This is a genomic window from Halorubrum gandharaense (genome assembly GCF_054654575.1).
Genome location: NZ_BAAIET010000001.1, coordinates 334,866 through 353,858, shown reverse-complemented (window position 1 = coordinate 353,858; position 18,993 = coordinate 334,866). Strand labels below are relative to the sequence as shown.

The window sequence follows — 18,993 nt, the reverse complement described above, 5'->3', positions numbered from 1 at the left end:
GACACCGCCGTCGGCGCCACAGTAAAGCCCCCGGCGCACACAGTCCACGCCATGACTGACGTGGACATCGACACCCGGATCGCGGACAACCGGACCGTTATCGACGTAACCGGGACGCGCGATCTCGCGGTCGTCGTGCGATCCGAGAGCGGCGAGCGGATCTACCTGCCGCCCGAGGGGTTCGACGAGGAGCCGGAGCCGTCGCCGTACCAGGGCTCGTACGCCCGCGGCGACTCCGAGGAAAGCCCGTACCGCGAGGCGCCCGATAGCACCCGCGGCGTCGTCACGACCGCCGGCGGCTTCCGGATCCGCCACGACGAGCCGGCGACGGAGATCGACCTCTACCGGGACGACTGAGCCAACCGTTTAAAAGGGAAGCCGAAGCAACCCGTGCCGTGCGCGAGAGACGCCCCCGGACCCAACACGGCGGGAGCGCGGTACACGGGTTCGGAACCCGATAGCGAGTACCGCCTGTTCGCCCCATTCTACCCCTCCTCTCCACCCAATAGCCCCGCAGCTACGCCACGTCCTCGTACACCGCGAGCGTGTCCTCGGCAACCTTCGACCAGTCGCGTCGCTCGTACTCCGGCGGCGAGTCGCGGTCGAGCACTTGCTCAAGCCCGCCGACGATCGACTCCGAGTCAGGGACGACCTCGACCACGCAGCCGTCCGGGAGAATCTCGATGACACCGCTGCGGGTCGCAACCACGTGCGTACCCGCCTCTAACGCCTCGGTGATCGTGATCCCGAACGGCTCGGCGAGCGACGGCGAGACGAACGCGTCCGCGGACGCGTAGTAGTCGCCGAGCTCCGCCTCCGGCACGTAGCCGACGAACTCCACGCGGTCCTCGATGCCGGTCAGCTCGACGAACCGCTTGAGCTGTTCGGTCTGATGGCCCGATCCGCCGACGACGAGTGTCACGTTCTCGCGACGGAGCTTTCGCATCGCATACAACAGGTGTGAAATCCCCTTTTGGTCGGTGTGTCTCCCGACGAAAAACAGCATCTCGCCGTCGATGTCGAGGTCGGCTTTCACGTCCCGTCCGGTAAACTCGGGCATCGAGAAGCCGTTGTACACCACGCGGGAGTCCGCGCCGTACAGCTCCTGAATGTCCTCTCGGACGATCTCACTGACGGCGATGTTGCAGTCGGCGGCGTTCGCCAGCCGCCGCTCCGTCTCGACCTCCCGTTTCGGCGGGTCGATGTTGCGGTCGCTCGCCAGCGAGTGGAACGAGGAGACCCACGTCGCGTCGGAGGCCCGCGACGCGCTCCGGCCCGGCCCGTAGCCGAACCAGTCGTGGGTGTGGAGGATGTCGTAGTCGGGTGCGAGCTCGACGAACCGGTCGGAGAGTCGGCTCACGCGCGTCGCGATGTCGCCCTCGCCGGTCTCGACACCCTCGACGCCGGGCTCGTCCTCGGGGGCGAGCTCCGCGGGGAGCACGAGCTTCGCGTCGACGCCGTACTCGTCGCGGAGTCCCGAAAAGAGCTCTCCAACGTGTACGTCCAATCCGCCAGTGATGTTCGGCGGATATCCCCATCCCAGCATGAGTACGCTCGGCGGCATGCCATTCAGTTACATCACTCGCCACTTAGGTGTGCTCACTGACACAGTCGTTCGAGCGCGCACGATCGGCGTGCGCGACGACCGCGCTCGGCGGGCGCGAGTCGGGGAGTGGCGACACCACCCCACCGAAACGACCATCCCGTCGCCGGTCCACCCGCGAGTATGCACGTGGTCGTCAACGCCGCACAGAGCGTCGACGGGAAGCTCTCGACCCGTCGGCGAGAACAGCTTCGCATCTCCGGGGACGAGGACTTTGACCGGGTCGACCGGATCCGTGCGGCCGCCGACGCCGTGATGGTCGGCGTCGGCACCGTTCTCGCTGACGACCCCCACCTCACGCTCGACGAGGAGGACCGTCGCGTCCAACGACTGCGGAACGGCCGTTCCGGTCATCCCGCGCGCGTCGTCGCCGACTCCAGGGGACGAACCCCCACGGACGCCCGCATCCTCGACAACGAGGCAACCACCTATCTGCTGGTGTCCGAGGATACCCCGCCATCCCGGCGTGAGGAGCTCACCGCCGCCGGCGCCGAGGTGGTCGTCGCCGGCGAGGAGCGCGTTGACCTCGCCGCGGGACTCACCGAGCTCGGGGAGCGCGGCGTCGACCGACTGATGGTGGAGGGTGGCGGCGAGCTCATCTTCTCGCTTTTCGAGGCAGAACTCGTCGACGAGCTTCAGGTGTACGTGGGGTCGTTGGTCGTCGGCGGCCGGGAGGCGCCGACGCTTGCCGACGGCGAGGGATTCGTGGACGCGTTCCCGCGGCTGGAACTGACGAAAACCGAACGGCTCGATGACGGCATCGTTCTGTCGTACGAGGTTGGCGATCGCGAGTAGCGGAAAGGCGAAGTCTTCTTGCGGACTACTCTATCCGCTCGTAGATGACCGTGTGGTCCTCGCTTTCGACGTGCTCGTCGACGAACGACGCCGCCTCAATCGCGTCGTGGAGAATTTTCTCGGTCGGGCAGTCGCGGCAGACGACGTGGAAGCGTTTATCGAGCGTCGAGTAACGGGAAGAGTCCAGTTGGCTCATAGACAACTGTTGGCGATCTTCCCTCTTGGTTATGCACCGCTTGATATGCGGTAACCACTCCCTGACCGACAGCGATCACTCCTTTCGAGCGAACCGGTCGAGTGCGAACCCGAGCATGTCCGGGGTTACCGGCTGGAACTCCTCGCGCTCGTGTTCCGGGAGGTACCCGCGGACGCCGTTCCACGACTCTCTGGCGTAGCGCGCGTCGAGGAGCACGCGGACGCCGCGCTCTTCGGGCCCCCGGATGACGCGGCCGACCGCCTGTCTGGCCTTGCGGACCGCAGGAACCGTCAGGGCGGTCTCGAAGCCGGAGTCGAACCGCCGGTCGTAGGCCGTGATCACGGCGCGGGTCCGGGGACGGGCGGTGTTGATGATCGGGACTCCACACACGACGGCGGCAGCAAGCCGGTCCCCACGGTAGTCGACGCCCTCCGTGAGCGTCCCCCGGAGGCTGGTGACGAGCACCTTCCCCTCGCCGGCGAAGAAGTCGTCTTTCAGCGACTCGGTGGCGCGGTCGCCGGAGGACTCGTCGAGCAGCACGGGCTTGTCGAGTCGCTCGTCGAGCGCCCCGGCCATCCACTCCGCCTCGCCGTAGTTCGGCATTCCAACGAGGACGTTCCCCTCGCGGCCGGCGACCTCCGCGGTCGCGTCGAGGTGCGCGGTGCGTGTGTCGTTCGTCTCGCCGGGCGCACCACGGTTATCGTGCGTAAACTTCGGCGCGTCGACCGCGTAGCTCGCACGGTTCTCCTCGGGGAACGTGAGCCCGTAGGTCCGCTCGACGACCGGCCGGCCCTGTTTCTCGAGGTGGTCGAGTCCGGTTACCTCCCGGAACACGTCCATCGGCTCCAGCGTCGCGCTCATCAGGACGCCGCCGCCGAACTCCCCGAGGCGCTCGCCGATCGGCTCGCTCGGGAGGCAGTTGTACAGCGCGAGGCTCCCGGTGTACGCCCGCCGCCAGGAGTCCGGCGGCGCCGTCTCGTCGAACGTGCGCTGGAGGTCGATCGCCCGGAAGAAGTCGGTATGTCCTTCGCGGTACCAGGCGTTGAGGGTTCTCCCGACGCCGGGCGCCGCACGCTTCTTGTCCTCGTCGGCGAGCGTGTCGAGCACGCGCTTGACGACCGCGCCGACCTGCGGGGCGCGCGCCCACACTCGGTCGTCGTACCCCTCCTGTTTGGCCCACTTCGTGATCTCGTCGGTCGCCGGCGTCTCGGGGTCACGAAGCGGGATCTCGTCGTCGTCGAGCGACTGCATCGACGCGCGCCAGTCGGGGCGCTCGCGGTCGAGGTGCTCGACGACGCGCCGACCCAGCTCCTCACGAAGGTCGCGGTAGAACTCGCGGACGGCGTCGATCTCCTGGACGGTCACGTCGCTGTCCTCGAGCTCACCGCGGACGAGCTCCGCGTCCTCGCTCGTGGCGCCGCCCTCCTCGAACTGCAGGGGTTGGACGACGCGCGTGAGCTCGTTTTCGGCGTCGCGCAGGCTGGCGTCCGCGACGGCGTCGCTGACGAGGTCGCGGACGCGCGGTTCGAGCATGTGCGCCTCGTCACAGACGACGAACGTGGACTCGTCGAGCAGTGCGCCCGTAAAGGAGCCGGTCGTGACGGGGTCGAACGCGTGGTAGTAGTTGCCGATGACGACCTCCACCTCGGGAACGAGCGCGCCCATCACGGAGTGGGGACAGGAGCCGTGGCCGGCGGCGAGTTTCACGAGCTCCGTGGCGTCGACGTGCCCGAGTTCGGTCACGTCGAAGGGGACGGCCTCGGCGGGCTCGCCGTCCTCCGGGAGGTCGTCGAGGTAGCCGGCGTAAAAGGGGCAGTACTCCGTGCCGTCGTACTCCTCCGTGTCGGGTGCGTACGGGGTCGGCTCGCCGTCGACCGAGAGGAAGTCGGCGCCGGCGTCGGCCGCGTCTGTGCCGCCCGGATCGCCGCCGGAGCGGGAGCCACCGGAGTCCATCAGCCCCACCTGCTGGCTCCGGGCCTCGCTCACGAGGTTCCCGGTGGTCGTCGCCCCGCCATCACCGACGAGGTTGCGGGTGCGCTCGCGGAGCCCTTCACACCGCTCGTACACGTTCTCGCGGTCGATTCCGGCGCGGTTCTCGCGGGCGTACGGGCACACGTCGGCCTTGCCGACGAGGGTGAGCCCGGAGACGGGATCGTATCCCTCGGGGAGGTTCTCGTTGACGGTCTCGAGGTCGGTCTCGAACTGGCGGAGCTGCTGTTTGACGCTGGTGAGCACGAACACGCGCTCGAACGGGGAGCCGGGGTCGCGCACGCGGTCGAGCCCGGCCGTCAGCGCGAGCATCGTCTTGCCCGTCCCGCAGGCGCCCTCCAGCGCGAGGAAGCCGCCGTCGTCGGCGGCGTCGATCGCGGCGTCGATGCCGTCGGCCTGCTCGGGGTACGGTTCCGGATGGCCGAAGAAGTCGGCCCACGGCGGCGAATCGGTCACTGTGGCGGAGTTGTGCGCCATCGGGTTTAAACCCTTCAGAGGGAGGGCAGGGGCGGGGCGCGTTAGGCGTCGGTCGTGGATGCCGACTTCGACTTGCCGCCGGGCAACCGCCCGGCTGCGTGGACCGCGCCGAGCGCGGCGGCGACGAGGACGACACCGACCGCGCCCGCGAGGAAGGCGACGTCGAAGCCCACGGTCTCCGCGGCGAACCCGACCGCGCCGCTTCCGGTCGCTTCGAGCCCCATCGCGATGCCGCTGAAGACGGCGTAGGCGCTCGCGCGGTTGTCCACGGGAAGCGACTCCAGCATGAACGTGTCGATGGCGGGAAACAGCGCGTGGACCACGACGCCCAGCAGGAGGGTGACGGCGACGAGCGCGACGGTGCCCTCCGCGAGGACGAGCGCGGCGAGTGCGAGCGCGAACCCGCCCATGATCGCGAGGAGGTACGGGACGTGCGGGAGCCGGTCGGCCAGTCGGCCGCCGAACCAGAAGGCCGGGAGCCCGGCGGCAAACACGCCTGTCAGCAGCGCGTTCGCCATCCCCTCGGAGAGCCCCTTTGTGCCGACGAGGTAGGTGACGTAGAAGTTGAACACGCCCTGCCAGACGAAGCCGGGCGTTGCCACGACGACGACGCCCACGAGGATGACGGGCCAGTGAGCGAGTGCGGAACGGAAGTTCCGGTCGGCGCCCGCACCCGCGGGCAGCGGGTCGCGGCGGATCAGCAGGAGCAGCGCCGCGGTAACCGCGAGCGCGGCAACCGCGAGCAGGTGGAAGACGGCGCCCCAGCCCGCGACGAGCAGCACCGCGACGACGACGCCGGGCGCGACCACCGCGGCCAGCTGGCTCGCGGCGCCGTGGATGCCGATGACCCGCCCGCGAGCACTCGGGAACAGCTCGGCGATGAGCGGGAGCGCGGCGACGAAGTAGGCGCCCGAGGCGAGTCCGATACACAGCGCGCCGAGCTGCAGGTGCCGCACGGTCTCCGCCGAGCCCGTGAACGCGGCCGCCGCGGCGAGCGCGATCCCCGAGCCGAGCACGACGTAGTGGCGCGGCACTCGCGTGAGCAGGTAGCCGACCGGGATGCGCGGAAGCGCGGAGCCGACCCACACGAGGGTCGTCACCGTGCCGACGACCGCGGGGCTGGCACCGAACTCCGTGCCGATGGTCGGCACCAGCGGCGCGAACCCCACGCGGCCGAGATTGACGAGGAACACCAGCCCGCAGAGACCGGCGAAAACGCGACGTGTCACGACGAGACGGAACCCCGCCGGAACCTCAAGCGTTGCGAAGCGCCCGTCACTCGAAGCGGTCGATGCCCACGGCGACGAGAAAGTCACCGCAGAGTACGCATGCTCTGTGAGTCTCAGGTGAACTCCGCGATGCCATCCCCCAGACGGGGAATTAGATTTCGCTCAAGTATCTGCGAGAGCTTCCGAACGCGGTCCAGAGAACGCCCCATGCGAGGAGAAACAGGGATGCCAACATCGTCGTTGATAACAGGCCAAGCGACTGCGTCAGATCGAACCACGTTGGAAACCAAACGAGGAGTACGAGCACAGAGGCGACGCCGCCCGCCAGACACTCTAGGCACTCCCACAGCGTACTGGTCCCCGAGTTAGCACGAGGAGTGCGGGACGACCGTTCCGCCTGCGAGTTCCTTGGTGTGCTCATACATATCACACTCAAGTGATCGTACATCTTTAATGATTATAAATCCTCCGGTGCTGGTCCCTCTGCCGGCAAAGTGCCCTTCTTGGCGCGCTAGCGTAGTCAGTTGGTCGGATCAGCTCTCTTGTAGGCCCGCTGGGAGTGTTCCATCTCGGCGTGTACCTGCACTGTGAGCGGAGAACTGTTCTATGGCGTCCGCCGCAGCGACACCAACGCAGATGGCGCGCCCGGCGAGCGTCCGTTAAGGCGCTCGCCGGCGCGCTCACCGGAACACCCGTCTAAAAGGGGACGGCGGCGACGTTGGACCCGTCTCGGAGCGAGCAATGACACTCACCTGACAGGTTGCTTATAACGAAACGCCAGGAGTTTCGCCGGCGCCTTCACCACCTCAACCCCCGCCCCCACCAGCCTCTTACGGCGTGCAGATGTCGTGGAGGTCCGACAGCGAGTCGATCTCCCAGGTGGGCCAGACGTTCAGGTCCCAGTCGGTGCGGTGGGGCCGGCGGATGAACGCGGAGTCGATGCCGGCGTTCTCCGCCGCGCGCACGTCGGACTCGTTGTCGCCGACGAACAGGGCGTTGTCGGCGTCGAGATCCGAGAGGGCCTGCTCGATGTAGTGCGGGTTCGGCTTGCGCAGCTGGAGCGAGTGGATGGTGGGCTCGCGACCGTACGCCGCGCCGATCCGCTCGAAGCCGTCGAAGTGCTCGACGAGGAAGTCGACCGTCTCCTGCTGGTTCGAGGAGACGATCCCCATCTCGGCGTCGAGATCCTCCAGCTCGTGGAGGTCGTCGTAGGGGGTCTTGCGCCCCTCGCGGGCCTCCACCTGCTGGGCCTTCGACACCGTGCTGTCGCGCTCGCGCCAGAAGGTGCCGGGGTCGAGGTCGTACGTCTGACAGACCGTCCCCACGCTGCCGGGGGTTGCGCCGATCGTCATCTGCTCTACGTGGTCCGGGTCCGGGTCGGTTACGCCAAACGATTCGAACGTCTCTCGGGTCGCGTCCCGGAGCACGTCGAAGCGCGTGCGGCCGACAAGGACACCGTCGTTGTCGAATACGACGGTATCGTACGTCATACCCTCCGTTCGGGGCTCATATTTAAAAGGCTTTCACCCGCGAATCTTTCGAAGGTCCGTCTCGTTCGATCGGAATAGCCCGATAACCGGGGGTTCCAGCGCCTACACTCCCGATCAGGTCCTTTCGGCAGACCGTAACGTGGGACGCGATGTCACAAACATTTATATACTACAGTCCCCTAACTATGAGTGAAGGAAGACTTGAGCGCGACGGCCCAATTTTCTCTTGCCGTCGCGGTCGCCCTCCACCCACCATCATGACTGCATCCCGATTCCGTGCTCACAAGCACGCTGACTCGAACGACCGCACCGACACGACTGACCACGCTGACACGACCGACCACACCGACACCGACGAGCGCCACGGCGAACGCGGCACCGCCGGCGAGCGAACGACCGCTGACGCCGACGAGCGCGACGGCGAGCGCCACGGCGACGAGGAGTTCGCCTGCCCGGAGTGTTCGGGCACGCTCCGGAGCGAGGGCTCCGAGACGGTCTGTGCCGACTGTGGACTCGTCGTCGACGAGGGCGAGATCGACCGCGGGCCGGAGTGGCGCGCGTTCGACAGCGCCGAGCGCGACAAGAAGTCCCGCGTGGGCGCCCCCACGACCAACATGATGCACGACAAGGGGCTCTCGACGAACATCGGCTGGCAGGACAAGGACGGCTACGGTAACGCCCTCTCGAACAGCCAGCGCCAGAAGATGGAGCGGCTCCGCACCTGGAACGAGCGGTTCCGCACCCGCGACTCCAAGGAGCGCAACCTGAAGCAGGCGCTCGGCGAGATCGAGCGCATGTCGAGCGCCCTCGGCCTCCCGGAGAACGTCCGCGAGACCGCCTCCGTCATCTACCGGCAGGCGCTCGACCGCGACATGCTCCCCGGCCGCTCCATCGAGGGGATCGCGACCGCCGCGCTCCACGCCGCCGCCCGCATGGAGGGCGTCCCGCGCTCCATCGACGAGGTCGCGCGCGTCTCCCGGGTCGACGCCGAGGAGTTCAAACGCGCCTACCGCTACATCAACAAGGAGCTCAAACTGGAGATCCAGCCGGCCGACCCCGAGAGCTACGTCCCGCGGTTCGCCTCCGACCTCGAGGTGCCCGACGAGACGGAGCGCGTCGCCCGCGACCTCCTCGCGGAGGCCAAACGGCAGAATGTCCACAGCGGCAAGTCGCCGGTCGGCCTCGCGGCCGCCGCCATCTACGCCGCCGGCAAGCTCACCAACATCGACCTCACCCAGAGCGAGGTGAGCGCCGTCTCCGACATGAGCGAGGTCACCATCCGAAACCGCTATCAGGAGCTGCTCGAAGCGCAGGAGTCCACCTTCCCCGGCTTCGGCGGCGAGAGCACGACCGAGCGGACCGGCGACCACGCAGGTGAGGCCACCGGCGACGACGGCGACGCCGGCGCCGCAAGCGCTTAACTCGACTCGTCTTCGGGGCCGATCCGCACGACGGGTGCGCTCGCACTGTCAACGAGCACGTACAGCGCGTCGTCCGGCCCGACGGTAACGTCCCTGACCCGCCAGCCGCGGTCCGCAAGCAGCGGGTCCAGCTCCGTCACCTCGTGGCCGTCGACCGCGAACCGCCCGAGGTACTGCCCCGCGAGGTTGCCCACGAACAGGTCGCCCTCCCAGTCGGGGACGGCGTCGCCGTCGTAGAACGTCGCTCCGGCTGGCGGAAACCCACCCGAGCCGCACTCCCAGTAGTAGACGGGATCGACGACATCCTCGCGGTCCTCGGGATGGTCACCGACCGGATCGTCGGTCCCGTACGCGCATCCGGTGTGTGCCACCGGCCATCCGTAGTTCCCGCCGGCCTCGATCACGTTGATCTCGTCGCCGTCCTCCTCGCCGTGTTCGCTCTGCCAGATCTCCTCGGTTTCGGGGTGGACCGTCATCCCCTGCGCGTTGCGATGGCCGTAGCTGTAGATCGTGTCCAGCACGTCCTCGTCGTCGACGAACGGGTTATCGTCGGGGACCGTCCCGTCGGGGTTGAGTCGGAGGGTCGTCCCGAGCTCGGTCGCCGTGTCCTGTGAGACGTGGTCCGGGCCGAAGTCCTTGAACTGGCGGTCGCCAACCGTCACGTACAGCGCATCGTCGGGCCCGAACGTCGCACGGGAACCGTAGTGCCCGGTCGAGTCCACGTACGGCTCCGCGGCGTGGAGCTGCTCGAACGAGGCGAACGCCGGCTCGCCACCGTCCCTCTCAAGCCGACCCCGCCCGACGGCGGTCGTCGACTCGCCATCCTCGTTCGCCACCGCGTAGGTGAGGTACACCCACGGATCGGACGCGTACTCCGGATGGAGCGCGACATCGAGAAGCCCGCCCTGTCCCGCGGAGAGCGCCGTCGGCGCGTTCGCAATCACGCGGGTCTCCCCCTCCGCAACGTCGACGAGCAACAGGTCGCCGTCCCGCTCGGTGACGACCGCCTCCATGCTCTCCGGAAGGAAGGCGATTCCCCACGGAGCCGACAGCCCGGAGACGACTTCCTCGACGACCACGTCGCCGTCGTCCGACGGCTGAGCATCGTCCTCATCCCCGGGTGTCGGACCGGAATCATCCAGACAGCCGGCGATGCTGGAGACGCCGGCGAGCGCTGCAAGCGGCGCGGCGCCGGCACGGAGGGCGGTACGGCGGTCGATGGGACGCGTGTCGTGAGCCATGGTGGCAGACACCGGCTATTCGGGCCGGTCGGCCATGGGCGTTCCGCCGTCTTGACTCGCATTGCCCCGCGTTGGCTCGCGTTGCCCCGCGTTGCTCCATCACTGACCGGCAGCCGGCCCCCACGCCGGCACGTATAGGTGACCGAGGCACACAGACCCGGTATGCGAGTCAGCGTCGTCGGCGGCAGTCGCGTGGACGCGGAGACGGCGGCCGTCGCGGAGGCGCTCGGCGAGCGCCTCGCGGAGCGCGGCCACACCGTCATCTGTGGCGGACTCGGCGGCGTGATGACCGCGGTCTGCCGCGGTGCCAAAGGGGCCGGCGGCCACACCGTCGGCATCCTCCCGACGGACGACCCGGCGGACGCCAACGAGTACGTCGACACCACCATCGCGACCGGCATGGGCCACGGCCGCAACGCGCTCGTCGCGATGAACGGCGACGCGATGGTCGCCGTCGACGGCGGCTACGGCACCCTCTCGGAGATCGCCATCGGCTGCGTGTACGGCCTCCCGGTCGCCGGCCTCGACACCCACGACGTGGACGGCGTCGAGGTGGTTGCAACGCCGGCGGACGCGGTCGACTACGTGGAGGTCGCCGCCGACGTGGCGGGCGCCGTCGACGGCGACCGACCGGTCGACGAACGATGACCGGCAAGTAGCTTTTTGCACCGTCCGACCCACATCGCCACGTATGCCGGACTCCGTACTCGTTCCGATGGATGGCTCGTCGAAGGCCGAGGACGCGCTCACCTACGCACTCGACACGTACGACGCCGACGTGACGGCGCTGTTCGTCGCCGACCTCGGCATGAACGCCTCCTCGCTGGAGGGGGTCCCGGGCGCGGCCATTAGCGACCTCGAGGCGGCCGCGCGCGACCAGGCCGAACCCGTCTTCGAGACCGCCGAGGAGCTCGCCGACGAGCACGACGCGACGCTCGACACCGCCTTCGAGACGGGAACGCCGGCGAACACGATCGTCGACTACGCCGAGGAGGGCGGGTTCGACGAGATCGTCATCGGGACCCACGGCCGCACCGGCGCCAGCCGCGTCCTGCTCGGCAGCGTCGCCGAGACCGTCGCGCGGCGCTCGCCGGTGCCCGTCACGATCGTCAAATAGCGGCATCGAGTAGGGCGCCGAGTAGCAGCGTCTCCGTGGGGACGGCGTCGGCTACCGCTTCGGATCGTCCTCGTCCTCGTCGGCGTCCTCGCCGGCGTCCGAACCCCCCTGTCCTCCGCGCTTCCGTTCGCGCCGCTCCTGCTCACGCTGCTCCCGTTTCTCGGCGTCGAGCGCGGCGAGATTCCGGAAGCGGTCCTCGTCGTTCTCGTCGTCTTTGTCGTTCTCGCCGTCCTTGTCGTTCTCGCCGTCCTCGGTCCCCCCGCGCCCCGAATCGCCGAACGACGAGTCACCCGGCGTCCCCGTTCCCGACCCGCCCATCGTCCCCGTTTCCGGCCCGGAGCGCCCGCGGCGCCGGCGAACGTCTCCCAGTCGCCGGTCCGTCTCCGACCGCGAGTCGAGCGCGTAGGCGATCACGTAGCCGAACCCCATGGCGCCGACCACGAACGTGAACAGGTCGCCGACCGCCGGGATCGAGCCGACGAGCGCCCACATCACGAGGCCGGCGAGAAACGCCGTCCAGCGGTCCGCCGCCTCGCCGGGTCCGGAGATCAGGACGCCGCCGAGCGCGACGACCGCGACGACGTTGCCCACGAACCCGATGATCGCCAGCAGAATGATGGCGGGGATCGCGAGCAGGATGCCGACGATCGTGATGACCGAAAGGAAGATCAACACGATCGACACGACGTAGCCGATCAGTCCGTAGACGAACGCCATGACGGGGTCTCCGCGGACGTACGCGGCCCCTTCCTCGACGAAGTCGGAAGCGACGGCGACCACGATGGCGCCGAGAATCCCGGCGATGAGGAGGGTGCCGAGCACCTCAAGCACGTACGCGGTGAGGAACGAGTCCGGCATCGGTGAGCCGGGAGCATCGAACTGTGCGAGAGACGAGACACGGGCTGTGAAACTGAGGAGAGTGGAGGGCTCCATGCCGCCCGCTTCTCGGCATGCTAGTAAGGGTTTTTCGCTCCCACACATCGAAATCGCCAGCGTACGAGACGGCCTCACGACCCGTTTTTCGACCGTGACCGCCGAAATGAGCCGCTCGCTCGGTACGGCCTGGCCGGCGGGTTTTCCGATCGATCGAACCCGGTGGGCAAGCTATTTATCCACGGCTCCGCATCAACTATACAAGTCCGATTTCAGTAGGACAAGCAAAATTTCACTCATGACACGAGAGACACTGGTTCTCGTCGGGCGGGAGTCCGTTTCGGGAGTCGCGCGGCGGCACGCGGACGCGCTCCGCGAGCGAGGGATCGTCGACCGCGTCACCGTCGCGACCTACGGCGCCGAGCCCACGCCGGACCTCGGAGCGCAGCTCGCCGGGACGGACGCCGACCGGCTGTACGCGGTGCCGATGCGGTTCGCGCACGCTCACGAGACGCTGAAGGACGTGCCACGCGCCCTCGGCCGGCTCGACTGTGAGGTCCGCTACTGTGACCCCCTTGGCGAGAGCCCGGCAACCACCGAGGCGATCCGCGCCCGTGTCGACGATGACGCGAGCGCGGTCCTGCTCGTCGCGCTCGGGAACAGTCGCGACGACCACGCCCGCGACGCCGCGGCGTTCCACGCCGACCGCCTTCGGGGAGCGTTCGAGGAGGTGCGGACGGCGTTCCTCCTGCAGAGTCCCGCCGTCGAGTGTGCGCGGTACACCCTCGACGGCGACCACGCGGTCGTCGTCCCGCTGTTCCTGTCCGACTGTGAGGCGACGACCACGGATATCCCCGCGAAGCTCGAACTGGACCGTGGCGGGTTCACGTACACGGACCCGCTCGGCGACGCCACCGCCATCACCGACGCGATCGCGGCCGAGGTCGAGCGCGAACGAGTGCTCGCGGAGTCGGGCGCCGCTACCCCCGGCACCGATCTGGTGACGAACGCCCGCCCCGTCGCGACCGACGGACGCGGGAACGCCGAGTAACAGTCCCCCAATCCGCATCCGCCGGAGATCGACGCTTTCTCACCGCTTACTGCCGGACGATGAGAACGGACAGGTCCGAAAACGGCGTGTCCTCCTGCCCGTCTCCGCCGGCGTGCGACGCGAGCTCCGCAAGCGTGGTTCGCGTGATCGCCTCGTCGTCGTGCGTGAGTCGCTCACAGACGAGCGCGGCATCGTCGTCCGATGCCCCGTGGTCAAGGAGGTCGGCCGCGACGTCGCCGGGCATCCAGTCGAACGGCCGGGGGAGGACGAGGAGGTGGCGCTCGCCGGCGTCCCGGCGCAGCCGCGCGAGGTCGTCCGTCAGATCGCCGCTCTTGTGGAGCGTGACGAACGTCGCGTCCTCCATCGGCGTCCGCGCGCGGCTCGCGGCGACCTGCAGCGAGGAGATGCCGGGCACGACTCGTACCGGTCGCTCGCCGTCGGTCGCCGCGTCGACGGCGCGTTCGACCTTGCCGACGAACTGGTAGCCGGAGTGGTTCGGGTCGCCCATCAGCACCGCCGTCCCGCGCTCGCCGTCCGCGACTCGTTCGGCGAACGATTCGAGTGCCTCGGCTTCGTCGCGGTAGCCGCAGGTGAGGAGGTCGGCGTCCGTCACCTCGCGGACGAAGCCGACGACCGTCTCGAAGCCGACGACCACGTCCGCCTCTCGGATGGCCCGCTCGGCGCGCGGAACGAGGTACTCCGGATTCCCGGGGCCGATTCCGACGGCGTGGACCGCCGGCTCGCCGTCGACGCGCGCGGATTCCGGAGCCGCCGCCGCATACGTCGCGGGGTCGGGTCCCGCGTCGAGGTCGTACGGGTCTCCCGTCTCGCAGCCGTCTTCGTCGCTCACAGCTCACCCTCGCGGAGGCGTTCGAGGGTCGTCTCACCGGAGCGCACGTCGCTGGCCACGTGGACGAGTTCGTTCGTCAGCCCCGCAGCCAGCCCGGATCCGCCGCGGCGACCGACGTTGGTCACGGCCGGCACGTCGTGTTCGGCGGCGACTTCGCGGAGCCGCTCGCGGCTCTCGACCGCCTTCACGAAGCCGACCGGCGTGGCGACGACGACCGCGGGCCGGGTCCCCTGCTCGATGCAGTCGGCCAGCGCGAGCGCGGCCGTCGGCGCGTTGCCCACCACGGCGATGGCGCCGTCGTAGACGCCCTGCCGGTCGAGTTCGAGGACGCTCGCTGCGGTCCGAGTCATCCCGGTCTCCGCCGCGAGCTCGGCCCCGTTGCCGATGGCCTTCCGGACCTCGCAGTCGTGTCCGCGGCCCGTGATCCCCGACTTCACCATCGTGATGTCGGTGACGATCTGGCGCTCGTCGAGAACGGCCTCGGCCCCCGCCGGCACCGGGTCGTTCGCGAACCGCATCAGGTGGTGGAACTCCGGGTCCCCGGTCGCGTGGACCGCCTTCGCGCGAAGGCGGTCGTTCGGGGTCTCCTGCGGGACGATCTCGTGGACGCGGTCCATGCTCGTCTCCGCGATCTCCATCGCGTCGGACGTGGTCGCACCGAGATCCGCGTACGCCTCGACGGCAGATTCGCTGCTCTCCTCAGTCGTCATCGGTCATCACCTCCGCGGGGTCGCGGGCCGAGCGGGATTCGAGGTCGCCGTCGACGTCCAGGTTGCGGTCGCGGAGGTCGTCGACCACCTCGTCGTCCGCGTCCCAGAGGCCGCGGTCGACGGCCTCCAGGAGGGTGTCGGTGATCGACTCCAGCGCCCAGGGGTTCACGTCGCGCAGCCACTCGGCGCGGTCGTCGTCGAGCGCGTACTTCTCGGCCACCTCGCGCCACAGACGGTCGGAGACGACGCCGGTCGTCGCGTCCCACCCGAGCGTCACGTCGACCGTCTTCGAGAGGTCGCCGGCGCCCTTGTAGCCGTGTTCCTCCATCGAGTCGAGCCAGTCGGGATTGAGGACCCGCGAGCGCATCGCCTTACGGACCTTCTCCTCGTTGGAGTAGACGGTCACGTTGTCGGGATTCGAGGAGTCCCCGACGTAGGAGGCCGGCTCGGAGCCGGACACCTCCGTCACGGCGGTGATGAAGCCGCCGTGGAACGCGTACCAGTCCGAGGAGTCGAACTCGTCCTGCTCCATCGTGTCCTCGATCTTGACGGTGGCCTCGACGGTGCCGAGCCGGCGCTCGAAGGCGTCGTGCGCCGCGCTCGCCTTGCCGCGGGAGCCGAGCGCGTAGCCGCCCCACTGGACGTACACCTCAGCGAGGTCGGCCCGGTCGTCCCAGTTCCCCTCGTCGACCGCCTTGTTCGTCCCCGCCCCGTAGCCCCCGGGCCGGGTCGTGAACACGCGGTGTTTGGCCGCCGTCTCGGGCGAGTCGTGACCATCGGCCTCCAGCTCGGCGGCGTCCTCCTCGACGTGTTTTTTGACGTAATTCCGGTCGTGCGGCTCGTCGAGGTCGACGACGGCGTCGACCGCGTCGTGGACCACGCTCGCGGCCTGCGGGAACGCGTCACGGAACAGCCCGGAGACGCGGGTGGTCACGTCGACGCGCGGGCGACCCAGCTCGTCGAGCGGGATCGGCTCCACGTCGTCGACGCGGCCCGCGTCGGTCCAGACGGGCTCGACGCCCATCATCGCGAGGACCTGAGCGACCGTCTCCCCGCGCGTGCGAACCGTCGGGGTTCCCCACGCGACGACGCCGACCTCCTCGGGGTACTCGCCCTCCTCCTCGTGATGGCGGTCGAGCGTGTCGGCGGCGACCTCGCGGCCGACCTCCCACGCGGGCTTGGCCGGGACCTTCCGCGGGTCGAGCGTGTAGAAGTTCCGGCCGGTCGGGAGCAGGTCGACGCCGCCGCGGGTCGGCGCGCCGGAGCCGCCCGGCGGGACGTACTCGCCCGCGAGCGCGTCGACCGTTTGGGGGATCTCCGCTTCCGCGCCACGGACACGCGGCGCTGCCTCCTCGCAGATGAACGCCAGCGCCTCGCGGAGCGCGTCGTGTGCGCCGCCCCGGACCCGAGCGTTCCCGAGGGGGTCAACGTCGACGACCATCAGGTTCACCGTCGTCTCATCACCCGGGGCCGCATCCGGTTCCGCCTCGGGCACGTCGAAGTCGTGTGCCGCCAGCGTGCGGACGAGCTCTCGACTCGTCTCGTACACCTCGTCGGCGGCCTCCCCGTACGTCATCCCCAGCGTCTCATCGTACTCGCCCGGCGCGTTGAGCATGCGGTCGTAGTCGACGCCGAGCACCCCCGCGACCGACTCGCGGAGACTCGGCGCGCCGGGATTCTCCAGCCGCGTGAGCGCGACGAGGTACTCGACGAGCCGGTCGTCGACGGGCGGTTCGCCCATCGTGTGCAGCCCCAGCCGGATCTGGGTGTTCTTCACGTCGGTGAGGTACGCGTGGATCCGCTCGACGAGCTCGTCCATTGCGATATCCTCACCATTAACCTCGCCCTCCGCGAGCGTGGTCCCGGCTTCCTCGGGACCGCGCACGTCGACCGTCTCGTCGACTTCGCCGGCGATGCCGAGTTCGACGGCGAGGTCGAGCTCGTCGACACGCTCGCGGATGAGGCGGCCGAGCCGCTCCCCGTCGTCGTTGCGAACCTCGGTGCCGCCCGCCTCGCGGTACTGGCGACACAGATCCTCCAGCTCGGCAAGCTCGTCGTAGCTGCCGGCCCGTCGCATTACGGGCGTGAGGTAGTCGACGATCGCGGCGTAGGAGCGGCGCTTCGCTTGCGTCCCCTCCCCGGGGTTGTTGACGATGTACGGGTAGACGTTCGGGAGGTCCGCGACCAGGCCGTCCGGCGCGGAGCCGGAGTCGAGCCCGACCGTCTTGCCCGGCAGCCACTCCAGCGAGCCGTGAGTGCCGAGGTGGACGACGGCGTCGGCGTCGAACTCGTTGCGGAGCCAGCCGTAGAAGGCGACGTAGTCGTGGGGCGGCCAGAGGTCGGAGTCGTGGTACACCTTCGACGGGTCCATGCCGAACCCGCGAGGTGGCTGCACCGTGACGAGGACGTTGCCGAACTCGACGCCGGGAATGGCGAACGGTCGGTCCGGCGGCTCGCCCCACTCGTCGAGGACGCCCTGCCGGAATCCGTCGGCCTGCCCGTCGAACCACTCGGCGTACCGGTCGGGGGAGACCGTGTCGACGCTCCGGTCGCGGACGTCCTCGGGCGCGACCCACCGGTCGTCGAGGGTGAGCTGCGAGGTGAGCACGTCGATGAGCTGCTGGCCGTCAGAGACGGGTGCCGTCGCGGCACCGTCACCGTCGCGTTGCTGGTTCCCGAGGTCGTAGCCGCGCGCGGCGAGTTCGTCCAGCAGGTTCACGGTCGACTCGGGCGAGTCGAGCCCGAACGCGGTCCCGATACCGTCGTTACTCGGCGGGTAGTTGTGGAGCACGACGGCGACGTTCTTCTCCTCGTTGGGCGTGTGCCGGAGCGTCGCCCAGTTGACCGCGAGCCGGCAGGCGTGGTCGACACGGTCCTCGATGGGGAAGTGCTGTTTGGGCGCGGAGCCGACGCCGGCGGCGTCGTCCATGCGCTCCTTCCCCGAGATCGGATGGGTGATGACGTTGCCGTCGAACTCCGGGAGCGCGACCGACAGCGCCAGCTCGAACCCCATCACGCCCGTCTCACTCGCCGCGTAGCGGGAGCGCGACCGCATCGTCGTCACCGTCTGGATCACGGGGACGCCGAGCTCGTCGAGGAACACGTCCTCCGCGTCCGACCCCTCGTCGTCCGCATCCCGGCCGCGTTCGCTCATCGACAGCGAGAACATGAACGACGAGAGCACGGCGTCGACGACGGGCTCGCTTTTGCCCTCGCCGGCGCCATCCTCGGTGAAGTAGCGGTCGACGGTCCACTCCGCGTCCTCCTGACCCGGCTCGTCGCTGACCGGGTTACAGAAGACGGGAAGCACGTTGACGCCCAGATCCTCCAGCTTTCGGACCTGTGCGTCGACGTAGCGCGTGTTCTCGTGCGTCCAGTGGGACTCGTAAAACCAGATCCCGACGGTGGGCGCGTCGTCGTCGAACCGCTCGCGGAGGTCGTCGTACTCCGCGCCGGGATGATCCGGGTGGTAGACGCCCTCGGTCGGGAGGTCGACCGGCTCCTCGACGTCGCCCGACCAGTCCGCGTCGTACTCGCGCGCGAGGAACCGCGTCGCGTTCGCGATGTTGACGGTGCCGCCGCGCTCCAAGTACTCGGAGACCGCCTCGCGGTCGGCGTCCGAGACGCTGGTGTCCTCGATCGCGAAGGCGTCGCCGGTCGCCTTCACGACGAGCGGCACGCCGGCGTCGCGGAGCTGCTCGACCGCGAACTCGTAGCCGGGCATGCTGTCCTCGGCACCGTGGAGCCAGAAGGCCGCGGCCGTCGCGTCGCGGAGCTCGTCGACGAACGCCGCCACGTCCGCCTGCTCGTCGAGGTCGCTCTCGGACCGGACGACGAGGTCGATCCCGTCCACCCGCTCGGCGGCGGCCTGCACCGCCCCGAGCTCGTTTTCCGTCGCCGTGTAGAGGCCGATCGTCGTCACAAGATATTAAACCTCCTCTGCATTAGCAC

Annotated in this window: 16 protein-coding genes; 6 read left to right on the top strand and 10 right to left on the bottom strand. The window is 69.0% G+C overall.

The features are described 5' to 3' along the window. The first annotated feature begins 51 nt into the window (after positions 1-51). The gene (locus tag ACYQ07_RS01760; RefSeq protein WP_459876520.1) at positions 52-357 is read left to right on the top strand and encodes a DUF7510 family protein; all 306 of its coding nucleotides are present in this window, start codon (positions 52-54) and stop codon (positions 355-357) included. A gap of 160 nt (positions 358-517) precedes the next feature. Here the strand turns inward: ACYQ07_RS01760 and ACYQ07_RS01755 are convergent, their stop codons facing one another. Next, positions 518-1,546: a glycosyltransferase family 4 protein gene (locus tag ACYQ07_RS01755; protein ID WP_459880186.1), complete on the bottom strand. Its 1,029-nt coding sequence runs from the start codon at positions 1,544-1,546 to the stop codon at positions 518-520. Positions 1,547-1,726: 180 nt separating this feature from the next. Between ACYQ07_RS01755 and ACYQ07_RS01750 the strand changes: the two genes are divergently transcribed. Beyond that, positions 1,727-2,398 (top strand): 2,5-diamino-6-(ribosylamino)-4(3H)-pyrimidinone 5'-phosphate reductase, encoded by a 672-nt coding sequence (locus ACYQ07_RS01750; RefSeq protein ID WP_459876517.1) that lies wholly within the window; start codon positions 1,727-1,729, stop codon positions 2,396-2,398. 25 nt (positions 2,399-2,423) lie between these two features. Here ACYQ07_RS01750 and ACYQ07_RS01745 read toward each other — a convergent pair whose 3' ends face one another. The 4 genes from ACYQ07_RS01745 to ACYQ07_RS01730 form a co-directional block, all read right to left on the bottom strand. Beyond that, positions 2,424-2,594, bottom strand: coding sequence for a hypothetical protein (locus tag ACYQ07_RS01745; protein WP_459876514.1), 171 nt, complete (start codon positions 2,592-2,594; stop codon positions 2,424-2,426). A 75-nt stretch (positions 2,595-2,669) separates the two neighbouring features. After that, the gene (locus ACYQ07_RS01740) at positions 2,670-5,039 is read right to left on the bottom strand and encodes an ATP-dependent DNA helicase (RefSeq protein WP_459876511.1); all 2,370 of its coding nucleotides are present in this window, start codon (positions 5,037-5,039) and stop codon (positions 2,670-2,672) included. A gap of 62 nt (positions 5,040-5,101) precedes the next feature. Beyond that, positions 5,102-6,289, bottom strand: a complete 1,188-nt coding sequence (locus ACYQ07_RS01735; protein WP_459876508.1) for an MFS transporter — start codon at positions 6,287-6,289, stop codon at positions 5,102-5,104. 830 nt (positions 6,290-7,119) lie between these two features. Then, positions 7,120-7,779, bottom strand: a complete 660-nt coding sequence (locus ACYQ07_RS01730; RefSeq protein ID WP_459876505.1) for an HAD family hydrolase — start codon at positions 7,777-7,779, stop codon at positions 7,120-7,122. Positions 7,780-8,036: 257 nt separating this feature from the next. On the opposite strand from ACYQ07_RS01730, the gene ACYQ07_RS01725 reads away from it, so the two are divergent. Next, positions 8,037-9,200: a transcription initiation factor IIB gene (locus ACYQ07_RS01725; RefSeq protein WP_459876502.1), complete on the top strand. Its 1,164-nt coding sequence runs from the start codon at positions 8,037-8,039 to the stop codon at positions 9,198-9,200. Here ACYQ07_RS01725 and ACYQ07_RS01720 read toward each other — a convergent pair. After that, a complete protein-coding gene (locus ACYQ07_RS01720; RefSeq protein ID WP_459876500.1) occupies positions 9,197-10,441 on the bottom strand; it encodes a PQQ-dependent sugar dehydrogenase in 1,245 nt (414 codons plus the stop codon). The two genes, ACYQ07_RS01725 and ACYQ07_RS01720, sit on opposite strands and share 4 nt — an antisense overlap. Positions 10,442-10,603: 162 nt before the next feature. Here ACYQ07_RS01720 and ACYQ07_RS01715 point away from each other — a divergent pair, with 162 nt between their 5' ends. Then, on the top strand, positions 10,604-11,089 hold the full coding sequence (locus ACYQ07_RS01715) for a TIGR00725 family protein (protein WP_459876497.1): 486 nt from the start codon (positions 10,604-10,606) through the stop codon (positions 11,087-11,089). A 43-nt stretch (positions 11,090-11,132) separates the two neighbouring features. Further along, entirely contained in the window at positions 11,133-11,558 is a 426-nt protein-coding gene (locus ACYQ07_RS01710) for a universal stress protein (protein WP_459876495.1), read from the top strand. Between the two features lie 51 nt (positions 11,559-11,609). On the opposite strand, the gene ACYQ07_RS01705 is transcribed toward ACYQ07_RS01710, so the two are convergent. Continuing rightward, a complete protein-coding gene (locus tag ACYQ07_RS01705) occupies positions 11,610-12,491 on the bottom strand; it encodes a DUF8173 domain-containing protein (protein WP_487247233.1) in 882 nt (293 codons plus the stop codon). A gap of 238 nt (positions 12,492-12,729) precedes the next feature. Here ACYQ07_RS01705 and ACYQ07_RS01700 point away from each other — a divergent pair, with 238 nt between their 5' ends. Further along, positions 12,730-13,482: a CbiX/SirB N-terminal domain-containing protein gene (locus tag ACYQ07_RS01700; protein ID WP_459876489.1), complete on the top strand. Its 753-nt coding sequence runs from the start codon at positions 12,730-12,732 to the stop codon at positions 13,480-13,482. A gap of 46 nt (positions 13,483-13,528) precedes the next feature. Here ACYQ07_RS01700 and ACYQ07_RS01695 read toward each other — a convergent pair whose 3' ends face one another. From ACYQ07_RS01695 to cobN, 3 genes are read right to left on the bottom strand one after another with little or no spacing between them, the layout of a single operon-like run. After that, positions 13,529-14,332 carry a cobalt-precorrin-7 (C(5))-methyltransferase gene (locus ACYQ07_RS01695; RefSeq protein WP_459876486.1) on the bottom strand — a complete coding sequence of 268 codons (804 nt, stop codon included), beginning with the start codon at positions 14,330-14,332 and terminating at the stop codon, positions 13,529-13,531. After that, positions 14,329-15,042: a precorrin-8X methylmutase gene (locus ACYQ07_RS01690; RefSeq protein WP_459876484.1), complete on the bottom strand. Its 714-nt coding sequence runs from the start codon at positions 15,040-15,042 to the stop codon at positions 14,329-14,331. Before ACYQ07_RS01690 ends, ACYQ07_RS01695 begins: the two co-directional genes overlap by 4 nt. Continuing rightward, on the bottom strand, positions 15,032-18,964 hold the full coding sequence (gene cobN, locus ACYQ07_RS01685; protein ID WP_459876481.1) for a cobaltochelatase subunit CobN: 3,933 nt from the start codon (positions 18,962-18,964) through the stop codon (positions 15,032-15,034). Before cobN ends, ACYQ07_RS01690 begins: the two co-directional genes overlap by 11 nt. Positions 18,965-18,993 lie beyond the last annotated feature (29 nt).